The following is a 16,114-nucleotide window of genomic DNA, read 5'->3' as shown; positions in this document are numbered from 1 at the left end:
TGGCAGGCAGGGAGCGCAATGGCCGGCCAAGGCCGGCTGCCAATCAGCTCGCCTGCGGTTCGGCAAGCCCGCGCAGGGCCGCCATCAACGCCTCGAAAGACCCCTCGCCCAGACGCTCGCGGTAGCGCTTCTCGATGTCGATCTTGATATGGTCGCCGTCGTCGAGTGCAGCCAGCCCCTTTGACGTGTAGCGCACAAACTTGCCACGCTTGTCCTCCGGGTCAGGCGCGCGTTCGATGACACCTTCGGCCTCCAGGCCGTCGAGCAATTGCTGCACCGCCTGCTTGGAGATCCCCATGCGTTCGATCAGCGCCGCCTGCCTGGTGCCGCGGCGGGGTATGTGGCCGAGCAGTCCGGCTCGGCCTTCGCTGAACCAGCCATGGCCGGCCACGCGCATCGCCTCGGCAAACTCGGCCTGCCAGGCGCGGCTCGCCTGCCACAGGCGCCAGCCGATATGGTCGGGCAATGCCTTTGCGTCTTTTTCGTCAAGGTGCTTGACCATTTTTCCAATCATGCATATCGTCAAGATGCTTGACTATCCTGATAGTGGAAGGAACCGAAGATGGCAATTCTCGACCAGGCCTCGCTGAGGGTGCTGATAGCAGGCACGACCCATGTGCTCGACCGCAACGGCAAGGAGGCTTACGTCTATTTCGAAACCGGCAACAGGGCGCACATGCTGCTCGACGACGGGGAAACGCGGAAGGGGAGCTGGGCGCTCGCCGAGGGCGGCTACGTGGTCGATTGGGACAATGGGGCTGTCGGCCGCTGGACGCTCGACCACGAGGCAGGATCAATCACCTATGTGAACCAGGATCGCGATGTCAGGGTGAGGCTTGCCGGCATCCTGTTCGGCAATGCCAAGGGGCTGCCGCGCGCGGCGCGGTAGGCAAGGATGGCCGCCCAAGGGGCGACCATCCAAATCTCGTCAGGCGAGTTCTTCGTCGCGCTGGGCAACAAAGACAAGCACCAGCAGAATGGTGATGAAGAAGCGGAAGGCGTCGGGAACGCCGTTCCACGTCTTCGACATCCACATGCCGAACCATTCGCCGCCGACCGACATGAAGCCGACCTGCCATACCAGGAAGCCAAGCGTCAGGCCGGCAATCGACAGCGTCTTGGAGGCGTTGAAGCTGCGTGCGTCATTGCGAAGGTTGGTGGCGAGGCGATAGGCGCCGATCCAGCACAGGATGGCGGTCAGCGATTCAGCGGCGATGATCAGGAAGTAAAACAGGTTGTGAAGTGCGGGATTGGTGATGGCGCGGTACTTGATGGCGGCATCCGGGAAGATCGTGTCCATGCTCATCACATGCTGCACGAAAGCGAAGTTGGTGCCGTAGTCGGTCAGATTGCCGAAGGCGACAAGCGTTGAAAACAGCGCGGTTGCGGCAACAGCGGCGGTCTTGGATATGCGGATGATCATCATTTCGTAGGCTACTCCTGAAAAAGCGCGCGCACGCTTCGGCGCTGTCGCGCCTGCCCGGTCCGAGCAAGAACCCGGATCGAGGAAGCGCGTCAGTGTCGATGAGCGTGCACGACTGTGCGCCGCATACATCAAACGTCAGGGCAAAACTTATGACAAAAGAGCGCAGCGCCGCATGGCCGGCGGCTAAAGCTTGAGAGTGCCGCTCTGGATCGCCTGGCCGAGAAGATGGACAGCATGGGCCAGCTTCTCATCGACGACATGGAGATATTCGGTCCAGTCGTCGACATGGCTGATGTCGTTGGCGCCATCCGAAATGCCGCGCAGGCCGATGAGCGGGACGCCGAAGATCTGGCAGGCGCGCAGCACGGCAAAAGTCTCCATGTCGACCATGTCTTCCGGGATGGCGTCGTAGGCGGCACCTGAAATGATGGTGCTGCCGGTCGACAGGCTGGCCTGCCGCACATCGGGGATGCGCAACGGCAGGTCCAGGGTCGCGGGAAGGTCGAGAAACGGTGTCCTCCCCTTCTCGAAACCGAGGGCCGATGCGTCCATGTCGCGATAACAGACCGAAGTCACCTGAAAGACCTCGGTGTGATCGAGCCGGCGGCTGCCTGCGGAACCAAGGCAGACGACGAGATCGGGCAGATAGTTGGAGGCGGCGAGCAGCGCAAGTTCAGCGCCTACCCTGACGCCTGCCTCGACCGGGCCAATGCCGGTCATCAGCGGCGTGAACAGCTTTTGCAGGTGCGGGCCGTATTCGGCATCTGCCGCCATGACGAACAGCACATTGCGGCCGGCAAATTGCGTCATGCCCGGCATGGTCTACCCCTCGATGCCGTCGCGGCCGGCAATGGCCATCATGGTGCCGGTCATGGTGGCGATCAGCCTGGCCTCGCCATCGGCGGCGATAGCATAGGCCTGGCCGTCGGCGACGACTATGGTGCGGCCGGGCTTGGTGACCGAGCCGCGGAACAGGAAACGCTCGCCCTTGCCGGGGGCCAGGAGATTGACCTTGAACTCGATGGTCAGGACGCTGGTGCTTTCCGGGAACAGCGAAAAGGCGGCGTAGCCGCAGGCAGAATCAAGCGCCGTCGAGAGGATGCCGGCATGAAGAAAGCCGTGCTGCTGGGTCAACTGATCCGAAAACGGCATCTCGATCTCGATGATACCGGGGGTAACGAGCGTGAGTTCGGCGCCGATGGTCCGCATCGCGCTCTGACGCGCGAACGAGGCCCTGACGCGCTCGTCATAGTCGGGTGTGGGTACGATCTTGGCTGCCATGTCAGATGTTCCTCTCGCTTTGCTTATCGCAAAGCAGGCAAATGCAGGCAATCGCAAATGCTGCAGCGCAAACGTCAGTTGAGCCACCAGATCGATGCATTGAGCAGCGTGGCGAAGGCAACCCAGGCGGCATAGGGCGCAAACAGCCCGGCGGCAATGCCGTCCTTTCTGCTCGCAAGCACCATGAAGCCCGAGGTGGCGCCGAGAAGCGCTACGATGACCAGCAAAGCCAGGCCGGGCTGCTGCAGGCCGAAGAAAGTCGGCGACCACAAGAAATTGAGCACGAGCTGAGCGATCCACAACCGCATGGCGCCACCCCAGGGATCGCGCTGCCAGACGCGCCAGCCAGCGATGGCCACGAGGATGTAAAGCACCGACCAGACTGGGCCGAAAATCCAGTTGGGCGGATTGAAGAACGGCTTGGCCAGTCCGGCATACCAGTCGCCCGGCAGCGTCACGTAGCCTATCAGCGTGCCGCCGCCGAGCACGACGATGACAAATGCAAGCAAGGTGAGAAGTCTGCTCATCGAACCTCCAGAACAAGCGGACGGCCTGATGCGCCGCCCCGCTCTCAACTGGAGGACAAGTCCGGATCGTCAATGGTTGAGGCGATTTGAACTTCGCCGTCAGCCCTTGCGGCGCATGGCGGCGAAGAAGAAGCCATCGGTGCCGCTCCTGGCCGGCGTCAACGACAGGCCCTGCGCGCCAAGGCGCACGGCATCGTCGCGGCCGGGGAAACGGGCCTGCCACAGCGCGCGGTGATCGATGGCCGCAAAGCCGTTGGCGCGCTGAAAAAAGGCGTCGACCTGGTCGGCGTTTTCCTCGTCGAAGACCGAGCAGGTGATGTAGACGAGGAGACCGCCCGGCTTCACATAGGCGCTTGCGGCGTCGAGGATGGCCGACTGCTCGGCCTTGCGGACATCGAGCTGGCGCTGGGTGAGACGCCACTTGGCATCTGGCCGGCGCCGCCAAGTGCCGCTGCCGGTGCAGGGCGCGTCGATCAGCACCAGATCCATATGGCCGGTGAGACCCGACAATTCGGACGGCTTGGTGACGACCTGGACGTTGCGGTTGTCGGAGCGGCGCAGGCGATCGAACATCGGCGCAAGGCGCGACTTTTCCGAATCGTGGGCGAAGATCTGGCCGCGGTTCTCCATCGCCGCCGACAACGCCAGCGTCTTGCCGCCGGCGCCGGCGCAGAAGTCGAGCACCTGCATGCCAGGGGTTGCGCCGGCAAGTTCGGCCGCTAGCTGCGAGCCCTCGTCCTGGATCTCGAACCAGCCCTTCTGGAAGGCCGGCTCGGCCTGGACGTTGGGGTGGCGGCCGCTGCCGTCGATCGGCGGGATGCGCACGCCATGCGGTGCTAGCGCCATCGGCGCGGCCTGGGTGCCTTCGAGTTCGGCGATGACGCGGTCGCGGTCGGCCTTCAGCGTGTTGACGCGGATGTCGAGCGGCGGACGGGCGGCAAGGGCGGCGCCCTCCTCCACCCAGTCGGTGCCGAAAGCGCGTTCGAGAAGCGGCGCACACCAGTCGGGACTGTCAGCGCGGACAGCATCGGGCGCATCGGTGAGCTTGCGCTCGGCAATGGCGGCCAGCTCCGCGGTGCTCAGCGCTTCGGGCGCGAACTTGTCGCCATCGAGCGTCTGGTTGAGCGCTTCGGCCGACTGGTCCCATTCGAGCAGGAGCGCGCCGAAGCCCAATGCGCGCGAGGTCTCGTCGCCAAGCAGCCAGCCGGCGGAGCGCTTGCGGCGCAGCGCGTCATAAACGATGTTGCCAATGGCCGCACGATCGCCAGCGCCGGCGAAACGATGGGAAAGTCCCCAGTCTTTGAGTGCATCGGCGGCGGGACGATGCCGCCTCTCGATATCGTCGAGTACTTCGATGGCTGCAGCCAGCCTTCCGCCAAGTCGCATGTTCGGTGATCCGTCTTCGGTTGACCCGTATACGGCCTAGCTAAACAGCCGGGACGAATTGCACAAGCACTGGCCACCGCTCACGAGGCAAAAACTTCCAACGGGAAGGCGTTGCACAACACAAAACAGGCGCGGATCGCTCCGCGCCTGCCCTGCCGATTGTTGCTGGTGGCTATTCTGCCGCCTTCAGCGTCTACACGAGGTCGAAGCGGTCGGCATTCATCACCTTGGTCCATGCCGCCACGAAATCCCTGGCGAACTTCGCCTGGGCGTCCGCACTGCCGTAGACTTCGGCCAGCGCGCGCAACTGCGAGTGCGAACCGAAGATCAGGTCGACGCGGGTGGCATACCACTTGACCTCGTTTGTGTTCCTGTCGCGCCCTTCGAACACGTCCCTGGCATCCGAAACCGCCTTCCACTCCGTGCCCATGTCGAGCAGGTTGACGAAGAAGTCGTTGGTCAGGGTTCCGGGCCGCGCAGTGAAGACGCCGTGCGCGGACTCTGCAGCATTCGCGCCGAGCACGCGCAGGCCACCGACCAGCACCGTCATCTCGGGTGCCGACAGCGTCAGCAGTTGCGCCCGATCGATCAGGTTTTCCTCGGAGGTCAGGCGCTGTCTGCCCTGGAGATAGTTGCGGAAGCCGTCGGCACTCGGTTCGAGCGGAGCGAAGGATTCGACATCGGTCTGCTCCTGCGAGGCGTCCATGCGGCCCGGTGCGAAGGGCACCTTCACCTCCTGGCCGGCATCCCTGGCGGCTTTCTCGATTGCGGCACCGCCGCCGAGAACGATCAGGTCGGCAAGCGACACCTTCTTGTTGCCCGATTGCGAAGCGTTGAACTCCTGCTGGATAGCCTCGAGCTTTTCCAGAACGGAGGCCAGTTGCGCCGGCTGGTTGACTTCCCAGTCCTTCTGCGGCGCAAGGCGGATGCGCGCGCCGTTGGCGCCGCCGCGCTTGTCGGAGCCACGGAACGTCGAGGCCGATGCCCAGGCCGTCGAAACAAGCTGCGACACCGAGGGTACCGCGGCGAGAATCTTGTCCTTCAGGGCGGCAATGTCCTGCTCATCGACTAGGACATGGTCGACCGCGGGAATGGGGTCCTGCCAGATCAGCTCTTCCTTGGGGACGAGCGGACCGAGATAGCGTGCGATCGGGCCCATGTCGCGGTGGGTGAGCTTGAACCAGGCGCGGGCGAAGGCGTCGGCGAACTGGTCCGGGTTCTCGAAGAAGCGCCTCGAAATCTTTTCGTAGGCGGGATCAGCCCGCAGCGCGATGTCGCTGGTCAGCATCGAGGGCGCGTGACGCTTGGACTTGTCGTGCGCATCCGGCACCGTACCGGCGCCCATGCCGTGCTTGGGGGTCCACTGATGGGCACCGGCCGGGCTCTTGGTCAGCTCCCATTCGTAGCCGAGCAGGTTCCAGAAGAAGTTGCCGCTCCATTTCGTCGGGGTCGTGGTCCAGGTGACTTCCAGGCCGCTGCCGATGGTGTCGCCGCCCTTGCCGGTGCCGAAGCTGTTCTTCCAGCCGAGGCCCTGCTGCTCGATGTCGGCCGCTTCCGGTTCGGCGCCCACATTGGCCGCATCGCCGGCGCCATGGGTCTTGCCGAAGGTGTGGCCGCCGGCGATGAGGGCGACCGTTTCCTCGTCGTCCATCGCCATGCGCGCGAAGGTCTCGCGGATGTCGCGCGCCGATGCGAGCGGATCCGGGGTGCCGTTCGGCCCTTCCGGATTCACATAGATCAGGCCCATCTGGACGGCCGCGAGCGGGTTGGAAAGATCGCGGTCGCCGCTGTAGCGCTCGTCGGCCAGCCACTTGCCCTCGGAGCCCCAGTAGATGTCCTCTTCAGGTTCCCAGACATCGGCGCGGCCGCCGGCGAAGCCGAAGGTCTTGAAGCCCATCGATTCCAGCGCGACGTTGCCGGCGAGAATCATCAGGTCGGCCCAGGAAATCTTGCGGCCATATTTCTGCTTGACCGGCCACAGAAGGCGGCGGGCCTTGTCGAGATTTACGTTGTCCGGCCAGCTGTTGAGCGGCGCGAAGCGCTGTTGTCCGGCGCCCGCGCCACCGCGACCGTCGCCGATGCGGTAGGTGCCGGCGCTGTGCCAGGCCATGCGGATGAACAGCGGCCCGTAGTGTCCGAAGTCGGCCGGCCACCAGTCCTGCGAATCCGTCATCAGGGCAGTGAGGTCCTTGATCACGGCATCGAGGTCGAGGCTCTCGAACTCCTTGGCATAATCGAACGCCTCGCCCATCGGATCGGACAGGCTGGAGTGCTGGTGGAGGACCTTGAGATCCAGTTGGTTCGGCCACCAGTCACGATTGGTCCTGCCGGCAGTGGTGTGCGCGACGGGGCATTTGCCCGCGCTGTTTTCGTCGGTCTTTGCGTCCATTTTTCTCTCCGAAACGTCTTTGCGTAGGTGCTTGCGGACCTGGGTCCGCCTCTCGATGAGTTGGCAGCTCTACAGCAGGGCCGGGCGGCATTCGCCGGCAGTGATGGAATTGCGATTGTCCGATACCGGCGCGCCCGCACTGGTGGTCATCGTCGGTCTTGTCATGGCTTGCGCCTCCCTCGTGGCTTCAACTCGCTAGACGGTCCTGGGCAGCGCAACAGGGTGCGCCGCCTCATTGGTACCATTCCAGTCTAGGATCGGATTTTGATAAAGCCAAATTGCCTTTTCAAACAATCTTGATAACCTTTGATTATGATACGCCTGACAATCCGACAGATGGAATATTTCGCGGCATTGGCCCAGATGCTGCATTTCGGCCGGGCAGCCGAGTTCGCCGGGGTCAGCCAGCCGGCGCTCTCGGCGCAGATCGCCGAGATGGAGGAAAGGCTCGGATGCATCCTGTTCGAACGCGGCGGCAAGGCGGTGCGGATGACCGAGGATGCGCTCGAGCTACAGCCGCGCATCGAAAACATCCTGGCCCAGATCCGCGAGGTCGAGACGACGGCTCGTCGCGGCAGGCTGGCGATGGAGGGGCGGTTGCGGCTCGGCGTCATCCCGACCGTCGCGCCCTATCTTTTGCCGCACATCCTGCCGGCGCTGAAACGCGAATATCCAAAGCTCCGGCTGGAACTGCGCGAGGCGATCACCGGCTCGCTTGCCGAGGAGGCGCTGAACGGGCGTATCGACGCCTTCGTTGCCGCCCTGCCGCTCGACTATTCCGGGCTGACGACACAGGAGCTGTTTTCGGACCGCTTTTATCTCGCCGTGCCCGCCGACGACCCCGACTTCGTCTCGCCGCCGGTGCCGCCGGAAAGCCCGGCACTCGAACGGCTGATGCTGCTGGAGGAAGGCCACTGCCTGCGCGAACAAGCGCTGGCGGTGTGCGGCAGCGTCAAGCCGGTGGCAATGGCCAACTATGGCGCGACCAGCCTGACGACGCTGCTGCAGATGGTGGCTCACGGGCTGGGGGTGACGCTCATCCCGGCGATGGCGGCAGGGCCGGCGCACGACCAGCGCGACCTGAAGATCGTGCCCTTCGCCGAACCGGTGCCGGAACGGCGCATCTGCCTTGCCTGGCGCCGCAACAGCCCCAGGCACAATGAATGCCTGGAGCTTGCGCGGATTATCCGCGGACTGCAGCCGCTATTGCAGCATTGAACCCGGCAAGCGTCGCCGCTTCGGCAGCGGCGCGCGCCTTGCGCGACTGCACCAGGCAGGCCTGCGATCGCAGGATGACGCCGTCCGACAAGATCTTGAGATGGTTGGCGCGCAAGGTCGAGCCGGTCGAGGTGATGTCGACGATGACATCGGCCGAGCCCGCTGCCGGTGCGCCTTCGGTGGCGCCCAGGCTTTCGACGATGCGATAGACCTGGATGCCGTGCATCTGGGAGAAGAACTGCTGGGTCAGCCGCCAGTATTTGGTGGCGATGCGCAGGCGACGGCCGTGGCGCTGGCGGAAATCGGCGGCGACATCATCGAGGTCGGCCATGGTGTCGACGTCGAGCCAGATGTCGGGCACGGCGACGACGACATCGGCGTGGCCGAAGCCCAGGCGCGCGACGATCTCGGCCTTGCTTTCCCAGTCGGCGAGGTTTTCGCGGATCAGATCCTCGCCGGTGATGCCGAGATCGACATTGCCCTGCCCAATCTCACCCGAGATTTCGGAGGCCGACAGGAAGGCGATCTCGATATCCGCCCTGCCCTCGATCGAAGCACGGTAGCGGCGGTCGTCATCGGGCAGGTTGACGACAAAACCGGCCTTGGCCAGCACGTCGAGCGCCTGCTCCTTGAGCCGTCCCTTGGAGGGAAGTGCGATCGAGATGGCCATCAGCGCGCCTCCCTCAAGGCTTCGATGCGGTCGAGCCAGACGGAGAAGCCGACGCCCGGAATGGGCTTGCCGGCGCCGAGCAGCGTCAGCAGCCGGTCGTAGCGGCCGCCACCGGCCAGCGGGCGTTCGGCATCTGGCCCGGAAATCTCGAACACCAGGCCGGTGTAATAGTCGAGCGGACGGCCAAAGGCGGCGTCATAGCGCACCGAACCGGCAGCAAGGCCATGGCCGGCGACAGCCTTGGCGCGGGCGGCGAAATTGTCGAGGGCAGCACCGAGCGTGAGCCCGGCGCCGGCGGCGAACTCCTTGAGAGCGGCGGGAGCCTCGTCGAGCGAAACATGGATCGCCAGGAACCGCTCCAGCGCCTCGAAGGCGTCGCTCGACAGGCGCACGCTGCGCAGTTCGGCCCTTTCGATCAGGCGGCGGGCGATGTCGTTGGGCGTGCGGCCGGCCGAGGGCGACAGGCAGGCCTGCTCCATCCCAGTGGCGATATAGGCCGCAAGTGCATCATGGTCGCCCGATGCAACCAGCGAGGCGACCGGTTCGGCAAGCGCCGAGGTACGGGTTGGTGCTGCGAGATCGCCAAGGGCTGCGGCCAGAAGCTCAGCCGAGCCGAAGGCCCGGGCCAAGCGCATGCGCCAGCCGCGCGGCAGGCCAAGCGCTGCCAGAACCGCCTCGAAGATCGCCTGGTCGCCGAGCGTGACGGTGAGGTCATGGCCGGGCAGGCAAAGCGACAGAAGCGCATGCGCGTCTGCCACCGAACGCGCGTCGGCTGCCGCCGTGTCGGTGTCGCCGAGATCCTCGACACCGGCCTGGAAAAACTCGCTGCCGCCCTCGCGGCGCTGGCGGAACACCTCGCCGAGATAGGAATAGCGGCGCGGCGTGCCGGACTGGGTGTGGATGTGGTCGAGGCAGACAGGAATGGTGAATTCCGGCCGCAGGCAGAGCGACGCGCCGGTCTCGCTTTCGGTCAGGAAGATGCGTCGGCGCAGGTCCTCGCCGGCCATGTCGAGGAACGGATCGGCCGGCTGCAGCACCGGAACGTCAACCGCATCGGCCCCGCGCGCGGCGAAAAGCTTGAGGATGTCGGACGCGATGGCCGGATAACGCGCGTTCATGGCCTTACAGCTTCGCCCGCTCTTCCGCCTGCGCGGCGAGGATCTTCTTGACCTCAGCGACGAGGTCGACTTCCGGCACGGTGATCTGGGCCGGACGCGCGGCGCGCCACTCGGCATTGTCGGTGATTTCGGCCGACATGCGGGCGCCCTCGATCAAGTCCTTGATCTGGACCTGGCCATTGGCGCGCTCGTCGCCACCCTGGATGACGACGACGCCCGAGCCCCTGCGGTCGGCATATTTGATCTGGGCCTTCATGCCCGAACCGCCGAGATACATCTCGGCGCGCACGCCGGCGCGGCGGAGGTCGGCGACCATCTTCTGGTAGCGGCCGAGGCTTTCGGTGTCCTTGTCCATGACCAGCACGACGACAGGCGCGATCACGTCAGAGGTATCGAGCTTGCCGAGGTTCTTCAGCGCCGTCATCAAGCGCGACACGCCGATGGAGAAGCCGGTGGCCGGCACGGGCTCGCCACGGAAGCGCGAGACGAGACCGTCGTAACGACCGCCGCCGCCGACGGAGCCGAAGCGCACGATTTTTCCCTCGTCATTGGGGATCTCGGCGAGCAGTTCGGCCTCATAGACCGGGCCAGTGTAATATTCGAGGCCACGGACGACGGAGAAGTCGATCCTCACCCTCGAACCCTCATAGCCGCTTGCTAACAACAGGCTCCTTATCTCCGCAAGCTCGCTAAATCCCTCAACAAGCTTGTCATTTTGAGGAAAAATCTTGTCGATCATAGCAAGCGTTCCTCGCTCGCCAATATGCGCCATCTCCAAATATTGAAGTACTCGGGATGTCTGTATTTCGTCCAGGCCGGCGCCCTTGGTGAAGTCGCCCTCGCCTTCCTGGCCACCGTCCCAGCGGCCCTTGCCGAGCAAGAGCTTGACGCCCTCGGGCCCGAACTTGTCGAGCTTGTCGATGGCGCGCAGCACGGTGAGGCGGCGGTTGGCGTTGTCGTCGCCGCCGAGGCCAATGGCCTCGAGAACGCCGTCGAGCACCTTGCGGTTGTTGACGCGGATAACGTAGTCGCCGCGCTTGATGCCAAGCGCTTCCATCACGTCGGCCATCATCATGGTCATCTCGGCATCGGCCGCGACGCCTGGTGTGCCGACGGTGTCGGCATCGAACTGCATGAACTGGCGGAAGCGGCCGGGGCCCGGCTTCTCGTTGCGGAACACCCAGCCGGAACGGTAGCTGCGATAGGGCTTGGGCAGCTTCTCGAAATTCTCGGCAACGAAGCGCGCCATCGGGGCGGTCAGGTCGTAGCGCAGCGACAGCCACTGCTCGTCGTCGTCCTGGAACGAGAACACGCCCTCGTTGGGACGGTCCTGGTCGGGCAGGAATTTACCCAGCGCGTCGGTGTATTCGATCAGCGGCTGATCGACCGGCTCAAAACCGTAGAGCTCGTAGACCTCGCGGATCTTCGCCATCATCTTCTCGACGACCCGGATGTCGTCCGCGCTGCGGTCGACGAAGCCGCGCGGCAGCCGCGCTTTCATCTTTTCCGATTTGTCGGCCATGGTCGAATTCCGCACTTTTCCAGAAATTTTGGGCCGCGATCACGGCGCGGCGTTTCGTAACCGAAATGGGGTGGAGCGGCAAGCGTTTGGCGCGCGCCGCAACCGGCAAGGCCGAAACAAAGCGGCCGCGCGCCGACATCGTGCCGAAACACCCGCGCCCGATAAGCCGCCGCAACCGAACGATGGAACGACTGCCATGTCCAGCAACACTGGAGAAATCGACAAGACGTCGGCCCGGCTGCGTCCAGCAGGGCCGGAAAAGCCCGCAGCCAGGAAGCCTGCGACCGCACGCGACGCGCTGATGACCTGTGTCCTGGTGCTGTACCCGGCACTGGCGACCGTGGGCGCCATCGCGGCCAGCCTGCTGTTGTCGGGCACGAGCGCCTGATGCCGATGCGCCCCTGGAAAGCGACGCCGGTGCCGAAGACGATTGCGACCCTCGCCGCCATGAGCGCGCTGGTGCTTGCCGCCTGCACCACCAGCGGCGGCGCGTTGGCCGGCGGCGGTTGCAAGCCCGGCGATGCAAAGCTGGCCGGCCACTATTATCTCAACGGCGTGATGGAGGTCGGCTCCGAACTGCTGCTCAGGCCGGACGGCAGCTTCGAGTTCATGCTCGCCTATGGCGCCAACGACCAGTACGGCAAGGGCTGCTGGGTGAAGCGCGGCGGAACCGTCGAGGTGATCCCCGCAGGACGGTCGTCAGCCTCGCGGCGGCACACGCCGGAAGATCGCGGTTTCGGCGGGCTGGTGCTGACGGTCTCCGGCCGGGCGCTGGTCTGGGATATCGCCGGCAGCGGATACAAGGGCCGGTATGAGCGGTGAGTGTTGCTCCCTTCTCCCCTTGTGGGAGAAGGGAAGGCCTCACACCGGCCGCTTGAACGCCTTCCGCTCGGCCTCGATCTTCGGACGGCACATGCAGCCCTCGATATGGTCGTTGACCAGGCCCATCGCCTGCATGAAGGCGTAGACGGTGGTCGGGCCGACAAAGCTCCAGCCGCGCTTCTTCAGCTCCTTCGATATCCGCGTCGAAGTCGGCGTCGTCGGGTTGGCGATCAGCGTGGGATAGTCGACCACTTCAGGGCGCTCATCCGCGCCGGGCTCGAACTTCCAGAACCATGCCGCAAGCGAACCGGCCTCGTCGGCCAATTCGCGGGCGCGGCGGGCATTGTTGATGGTCGAGACGATCTTGCCGCGATGCCGCACGATGCCGGGATTGCCAAGCAGGCGCTCGATGTCGGTCTCGCCATATTCGGCGACCTTGTCGAAGTCGAAGCCGGAAAACGCCTCGCGGAAATTGTCGCGCTTGCGCAGGATAGTGAGCCACGACAGGCCGGACTGGAAACCCTCCAGGCAGATCTTCTCGAACAGCCTGATCTCGTCGGTGACCGGTCGACCCCACTCGTTGTCATGGTAATGCAGGTAGTCGGGCAACGTGCCAGGCCAGAAGCAGCGGGTCGCTCCGTCTGCACCCAGCATCAGGCCTGTCTTTTTCTCTTCCATCTCAAATCCGTTCGTTAACAGCGAGAAGCGCTGATTTACCCGTGCTTTACCAGACTCCTGAACCGGCTGGTAACCACACCAAAAGGTTTCCTGACAAACGCGCATTTTAAGCAACCCGATTCACGTTTCGGTGGGGGCGCGAAGACAACATGACCCGGAACCGGGAACGGATCGCCCTGTCCGGCAGCGACGAACGTGTTGAGAGTGCGTCCATGAAGAAACGTCTGATGCTTTTGGCAACGGCCGCATTGCTGGCCGAGCTGGCTTCGCCGGCCCTTGCCTATGACCGCTACGCCGAGCGGCCACCGGTGGTGGTGAGCCCCGACCTTTCGGCACCCTGGGTGCTGCAGCTCGGCCGCAGCCCGGCCGAGGCGATGCCGCGGCAGCAGCGGCGCCAGGCTGTCCAACCGCGGGCAAGGCAGGCGCCGCCCAAGGTCCAGCAGCGCACCGTACAGCAGCAGCGCAGCGCCCAGCCGCGCCAGCCCAAGGCTGCCCAGGTACAGACCGCAGCGCTGCGCGCGCCGGAAAAGCGCACCGTCAAGCCGCAGATCAACCCGATCTACCTGCCGCAGATGGTCGCCTATGATGGGGGCGAGAAGCCAGGCACCATCATCATCGATACCAATGAGAACTTCCTCTACCACGTGCAGGCCGACGGCCAGGCGCGGCGCTACGGCGTCGGCACCGGCAAGCCGGGCTTCGAATGGTCGGGCACGCACAAGGTAACGTCGAAGCGCGAATGGCCGGACTGGCGCCCGCCGGCGGAGATGATCGCCCGCGAGCGCGCCAAGGGCCGCGTGCTGCCGGCAATGATGGTCGGCGGACCAGAAAACCCGCTCGGCGCACGCGCGCTCTATCTCGGTTCGACGCTCTACCGTATCCACGGCACCAACCAGCCCTGGACCATCGGCGGCGCCGTGTCTTCAGGCTGCATCCGCATGCGCAACGAGGACGTGATGGACCTCTACGAGAGGGTCGCGGTCGGCACCAAGGTCATCGTCAGGTAATTTTCGATTACGGGGGCGGAGCCCGGTCGAAAGGCCTGGCTCCCGAGCAGAAGGGCAGCGCGGCGGAAGATCGCGCTGTCCTTTTCGCTTTTCGGGATCGAATTGGCCTTCTCCGGCTCGATCTCTTGGGAAAAAATGTTTATCATGGATGAAAATTGACCTGATCGACCCTCCCCCAGGCGTACCGACGTATCCGGGGGCTATCTTGGATCGACGACCGCCGAAGGAAGAAGAATGCCGCCGCTCGATGACAACCGCTATCTGAAAGGCGGCCCCGTAGCCGCCCGTATCATCGCCGAAGTACGCGCCGCCGCGCAGAAGGCAACCGAAGAAGGCTTCCGCCCGAAACTCGTTTCGATCACCGTCGGCGACGTCGCGGCGGTCGATGTCTATGTCCGCAACCAGCGCGCCAAGGCCGAACTCGCCGGCATCGACTTCGAAGAACGTCCCTTTCCGGCCGAGCTGACGGCGGGCGAACTCGAAGCAGCCATCCACGGCATGAACGCCGATCCGCGCATCACCGGCATCATCATCCAGCGGCCGGTGCCGCCGCACATCCCGATCAAGGCGATCCAGGCTGCGGTGCATCCGCTGAAGGACGTCGAGGGCATGCACCCGGCCTCGATCGGCAACATCGTCTACAACCAGCTCGAACTCGCGCCCTGCACGGCGGCTGCCTCGGTGGAACTGCTCAAGGCCACCGGGCTCGACCTCAAGGGCCTGGAGGTCGTGGTCGTCGGCCATTCCGAAATCGTCGGCAAGCCGATCGCCTTCCTGCTGATGAGCGAAGGCGCGACGGTGACGGTCTGCCACCACATGACACGCTCGCTGGCGGCGCATGCGCGCCGCGCCGACGCGCTGTTCGTAGCGGTAGGCAAGCCGCGGCTGATCAAGGCCGACATGGTCAAGCCGGGTGCGGCCGTCATCGACATCGGCATCAATGCCGAAACGCTGCCGGACGGGACCAGCCGCATCGTCGGCGACGTCGACACCGAGAGCGTCAAGGAAGTGGCATCGTGGATCACGCCGGTTCCGGGCGGCGTCGGCCCGGTGACGGTGGCGATCCTGCTGCGCAACACGATGGTGGCGTTGAACCGCCAGCGTGCGGTCTATCGCGCTACGTTCGGCACGGCCGAAGCGACGCTGGCGGCGGAGTAGACGCCCGGCTCCAGCGACGGGCGCTAGAGCCTCCAGGTGCCGTCCTGGACCTGCGGCGTCGCGGGGTTGGCAACCATCTGCAAGCCGCTGGTGACAACGATCGGCGTGCCGTCGGGCACGCGGTCGTAAAGATCCATGATGTCCTGATTGATCAACCGCACGCAGCCCGACGAGACGGACTTGCCGATCGAGGCCCATTCCGGCGAGCCGTGCAGGCGGTAGAGCGTGTCCTTGCCATCCTGGAAGATGTAGAGCGCACGCGCGCCGAGCGGATTCTGGATGCCCGGCTGCATGCCGCCTTCCCACTCGTTCTTACCGGGAATCTGGCGGGCACGGTACTTTTCCAGTTCCGGCTGGCGGTCGATCATCTCGTTAGGCGGGAACCAGCGCGGCCAGGTCTGCTTCCACTCGATGACGCCGCGGCCGGCCCATTCGAAGCCGGCACGGCCGAGGCCGACGCCGTAGCGGATGGCCTCGCCATTGTCGCTGACCAGAAAGAGGAAGTGGGCTGCGGTATCGATGACGACGGTACCCGGGGCCTCGCCGGTCGGGTCGGCCACGACCTGGCGATAATAGCGCGGATCGATTTTCTTGAACGGCACGCCCGGAATGTCATAGCCATTGTCGATGACCGGCGCATACATCATCTGCGGCTCGGTGAAGGACGGGTCATTGCGCAAGGTGGGCGGTGGCGGCGCCACCGGAAACGCCGGTTCGGCCACGCGCTCGCTACGCGTCGTCGAGCATGCCGAAAGGGCAGCCGATGCGACACCGGTTGCGGCCAATGCCAGAAGATTGCGGCGGGTGAATTTCGACATCGGCATTCCATGTGATTGAAGGCTTGCAATGCGCCGGACCCTTGCATGTTCCATGCCAACGTTTCAATCAGCGCCCTGCCTGCTCGCGGCGCGC

Annotated in this window: 19 protein-coding genes; 6 read left to right on the top strand and 13 right to left on the bottom strand. The window is 64.7% G+C overall.

What is annotated here, in order from left to right; translation table 11 throughout:
* Positions 1-43 precede the first annotated feature (43 nt).
* Positions 44-502 carry a MarR family winged helix-turn-helix transcriptional regulator gene (locus WHT83_RS09985; RefSeq protein ID WP_406873681.1) on the bottom strand — a complete coding sequence of 153 codons (459 nt, stop codon included), beginning with the start codon at positions 500-502 and terminating at the stop codon, positions 44-46.
* A 60-nt stretch (positions 503-562) separates the two neighbouring features.
* Between WHT83_RS09985 and WHT83_RS09980 the strand changes: the two genes are divergently transcribed.
* On the top strand, positions 563-889 hold the full coding sequence (locus WHT83_RS09980; protein WP_183263723.1) for a hypothetical protein: 327 nt from the start codon (positions 563-565) through the stop codon (positions 887-889).
* A gap of 39 nt (positions 890-928) precedes the next feature.
* Here the strand turns inward: WHT83_RS09980 and WHT83_RS09975 are convergent, their stop codons facing one another.
* From WHT83_RS09975 to WHT83_RS09945, 7 genes are all read right to left on the bottom strand, one after another.
* Positions 929-1,426, bottom strand: a complete 498-nt coding sequence (locus WHT83_RS09975; protein ID WP_108609101.1) for a DUF2165 family protein — start codon at positions 1,424-1,426, stop codon at positions 929-931.
* A 183-nt stretch (positions 1,427-1,609) separates the two neighbouring features.
* The gene (locus tag WHT83_RS09970) at positions 1,610-2,245 is read right to left on the bottom strand and encodes a 5'-methylthioadenosine/S-adenosylhomocysteine nucleosidase (protein WP_406873680.1); all 636 of its coding nucleotides are present in this window, start codon (positions 2,243-2,245) and stop codon (positions 1,610-1,612) included.
* 3 nt (positions 2,246-2,248) lie between these two features.
* A complete protein-coding gene (locus WHT83_RS09965) occupies positions 2,249-2,707 on the bottom strand; it encodes a PaaI family thioesterase (protein WP_108609103.1) in 459 nt (152 codons plus the stop codon).
* A 74-nt stretch (positions 2,708-2,781) separates the two neighbouring features.
* Positions 2,782-3,234 (bottom strand): TspO/MBR family protein, encoded by a 453-nt coding sequence (locus WHT83_RS09960; RefSeq protein ID WP_406873679.1) that lies wholly within the window; start codon positions 3,232-3,234, stop codon positions 2,782-2,784.
* A gap of 99 nt (positions 3,235-3,333) precedes the next feature.
* The gene (locus WHT83_RS09955; RefSeq protein ID WP_406873678.1) at positions 3,334-4,620 is read right to left on the bottom strand and encodes an RsmB/NOP family class I SAM-dependent RNA methyltransferase; all 1,287 of its coding nucleotides are present in this window, start codon (positions 4,618-4,620) and stop codon (positions 3,334-3,336) included.
* Positions 4,621-4,813: 193 nt separating this feature from the next.
* Positions 4,814-7,009 carry a catalase/peroxidase HPI gene (gene katG, locus WHT83_RS09950; RefSeq protein ID WP_406873677.1) on the bottom strand — a complete coding sequence of 732 codons (2,196 nt, stop codon included), beginning with the start codon at positions 7,007-7,009 and terminating at the stop codon, positions 4,814-4,816.
* 69 nt (positions 7,010-7,078) lie between these two features.
* Complete coding sequence (locus WHT83_RS09945; protein WP_245439504.1) at positions 7,079-7,174, bottom strand: catalase; 96 nt, start codon at positions 7,172-7,174, stop codon at positions 7,079-7,081.
* Positions 7,175-7,321: 147 nt separating this feature from the next.
* Between WHT83_RS09945 and WHT83_RS09940 the strand changes: the two genes are divergently transcribed.
* Entirely contained in the window at positions 7,322-8,227 is a 906-nt protein-coding gene (locus tag WHT83_RS09940) for a hydrogen peroxide-inducible genes activator (RefSeq protein WP_108609107.1), read from the top strand.
* Here the strand turns inward: WHT83_RS09940 and hisG are convergent.
* Genes hisG through hisS form a run of 3 tightly spaced genes read right to left on the bottom strand, consistent with a single transcriptional unit; the run spans position 8,193 to position 11,537 of the window.
* Positions 8,193-8,897 carry an ATP phosphoribosyltransferase gene (gene hisG / locus WHT83_RS09935; RefSeq protein ID WP_406873676.1) on the bottom strand — a complete coding sequence of 235 codons (705 nt, stop codon included), beginning with the start codon at positions 8,895-8,897 and terminating at the stop codon, positions 8,193-8,195. The genes WHT83_RS09940 and hisG overlap by 35 nt on opposite strands.
* On the bottom strand, positions 8,897-10,015 hold the full coding sequence (locus WHT83_RS09930; protein ID WP_406873675.1) for an ATP phosphoribosyltransferase regulatory subunit: 1,119 nt from the start codon (positions 10,013-10,015) through the stop codon (positions 8,897-8,899). Before WHT83_RS09930 ends, hisG begins: the two co-directional genes overlap by 1 nt.
* Positions 10,016-10,019: 4 nt before the next feature.
* Positions 10,020-11,537, bottom strand: coding sequence for a histidine--tRNA ligase (gene hisS, locus WHT83_RS09925; RefSeq protein ID WP_406873674.1), 1,518 nt, complete (start codon positions 11,535-11,537; stop codon positions 10,020-10,022).
* On the opposite strand from hisS, the gene WHT83_RS09920 reads away from it, so the two are divergent.
* Positions 11,536-11,925 (top strand): hypothetical protein, encoded by a 390-nt coding sequence (locus WHT83_RS09920; RefSeq protein WP_406873673.1) that lies wholly within the window; start codon positions 11,536-11,538, stop codon positions 11,923-11,925. The two genes, hisS and WHT83_RS09920, sit on opposite strands and share 2 nt — an antisense overlap.
* Positions 11,925-12,359 carry a hypothetical protein gene (locus WHT83_RS09915; protein WP_246389656.1) on the top strand — a complete coding sequence of 145 codons (435 nt, stop codon included), beginning with the start codon at positions 11,925-11,927 and terminating at the stop codon, positions 12,357-12,359. The genes WHT83_RS09920 and WHT83_RS09915 overlap by 1 nt, the downstream gene beginning before the upstream one ends.
* Before the next feature lie 39 nt (positions 12,360-12,398).
* Here WHT83_RS09915 and WHT83_RS09910 read toward each other — a convergent pair whose 3' ends face one another.
* Complete coding sequence (locus WHT83_RS09910) at positions 12,399-13,037, bottom strand: DNA-3-methyladenine glycosylase I (RefSeq protein WP_183263730.1); 639 nt, start codon at positions 13,035-13,037, stop codon at positions 12,399-12,401.
* Between the two features lie 212 nt (positions 13,038-13,249).
* On the opposite strand from WHT83_RS09910, the gene WHT83_RS09905 reads away from it, so the two are divergent.
* Positions 13,250-14,044: a L,D-transpeptidase gene (locus WHT83_RS09905; protein WP_183263731.1), complete on the top strand. Its 795-nt coding sequence runs from the start codon at positions 13,250-13,252 to the stop codon at positions 14,042-14,044.
* A 234-nt stretch (positions 14,045-14,278) separates the two neighbouring features.
* Positions 14,279-15,202: a bifunctional 5,10-methylenetetrahydrofolate dehydrogenase/5,10-methenyltetrahydrofolate cyclohydrolase gene (locus WHT83_RS09900; RefSeq protein ID WP_318762358.1), complete on the top strand. Its 924-nt coding sequence runs from the start codon at positions 14,279-14,281 to the stop codon at positions 15,200-15,202.
* 23 nt (positions 15,203-15,225) lie between these two features.
* Here the strand turns inward: WHT83_RS09900 and WHT83_RS09895 are convergent, their stop codons facing one another.
* Complete coding sequence (locus WHT83_RS09895; protein ID WP_406873672.1) at positions 15,226-16,020, bottom strand: L,D-transpeptidase; 795 nt, start codon at positions 16,018-16,020, stop codon at positions 15,226-15,228.
* Positions 16,021-16,114: the final 94 nt, after the last annotated feature.

Source organism: Aminobacter sp. P9b (assembly GCF_045345995.1).
Classification (GTDB): Bacteria; Pseudomonadota; Alphaproteobacteria; order Rhizobiales; family Rhizobiaceae; genus Aminobacter; species Aminobacter niigataensis.
Note: the sequence above shows the minus strand (reverse complement) of the source record. Positions and strands in the feature narration are given on the sequence as shown.

Coding starts and splice junctions, on each gene's coding strand:
- WHT83_RS09955 (WP_406873678.1), bottom strand. CDS start 4,620: ATGCGACTTGGCGGAAGGCTGGCTGCAGCCATCGAAGTACTCGACGAT.
- WHT83_RS09930 (WP_406873675.1), bottom strand. CDS start 10,015: ATGAACGCGCGTTATCCGGCCATCGCGTCCGACATCCTCAAGCTTTTC.
- WHT83_RS09980 (WP_183263723.1), top strand. CDS start 563: ATGGCAATTCTCGACCAGGCCTCGCTGAGGGTGCTGATAGCAGGCACG.
- WHT83_RS09970 (WP_406873680.1), bottom strand. CDS start 2,245: ATGCCGGGCATGACGCAATTTGCCGGCCGCAATGTGCTGTTCGTCATG.
- WHT83_RS09920 (WP_406873673.1), top strand. CDS start 11,536: ATGGTCGAATTCCGCACTTTTCCAGAAATTTTGGGCCGCGATCACGGC.
- WHT83_RS09915 (WP_246389656.1), top strand. CDS start 11,925: ATGCCGATGCGCCCCTGGAAAGCGACGCCGGTGCCGAAGACGATTGCG.
- WHT83_RS09965 (WP_108609103.1), bottom strand. CDS start 2,707: ATGGCAGCCAAGATCGTACCCACACCCGACTATGACGAGCGCGTCAGG.
- WHT83_RS09940 (WP_108609107.1), top strand. CDS start 7,322: ATGATACGCCTGACAATCCGACAGATGGAATATTTCGCGGCATTGGCC.
- WHT83_RS09945 (WP_245439504.1), bottom strand. CDS start 7,174: ATGACAAGACCGACGATGACCACCAGTGCGGGCGCGCCGGTATCGGAC.
- hisG (WP_406873676.1), bottom strand. CDS start 8,897: ATGGCCATCTCGATCGCACTTCCCTCCAAGGGACGGCTCAAGGAGCAG.
- WHT83_RS09900 (WP_318762358.1), top strand. CDS start 14,279: ATGCCGCCGCTCGATGACAACCGCTATCTGAAAGGCGGCCCCGTAGCC.
- hisS (WP_406873674.1), bottom strand. CDS start 11,537: ATGGCCGACAAATCGGAAAAGATGAAAGCGCGGCTGCCGCGCGGCTTC.
- WHT83_RS09960 (WP_406873679.1), bottom strand. CDS start 3,234: ATGAGCAGACTTCTCACCTTGCTTGCATTTGTCATCGTCGTGCTCGGC.
- WHT83_RS09975 (WP_108609101.1), bottom strand. CDS start 1,426: ATGATGATCATCCGCATATCCAAGACCGCCGCTGTTGCCGCAACCGCG.
- WHT83_RS09985 (WP_406873681.1), bottom strand. CDS start 502: ATGGTCAAGCACCTTGACGAAAAAGACGCAAAGGCATTGCCCGACCAT.
- WHT83_RS09905 (WP_183263731.1), top strand. CDS start 13,250: ATGAAGAAACGTCTGATGCTTTTGGCAACGGCCGCATTGCTGGCCGAG.
- WHT83_RS09910 (WP_183263730.1), bottom strand. CDS start 13,037: ATGGAAGAGAAAAAGACAGGCCTGATGCTGGGTGCAGACGGAGCGACC.
- katG (WP_406873677.1), bottom strand. CDS start 7,009: ATGGACGCAAAGACCGACGAAAACAGCGCGGGCAAATGCCCCGTCGCG.
- WHT83_RS09895 (WP_406873672.1), bottom strand. CDS start 16,020: ATGTCGAAATTCACCCGCCGCAATCTTCTGGCATTGGCCGCAACCGGT.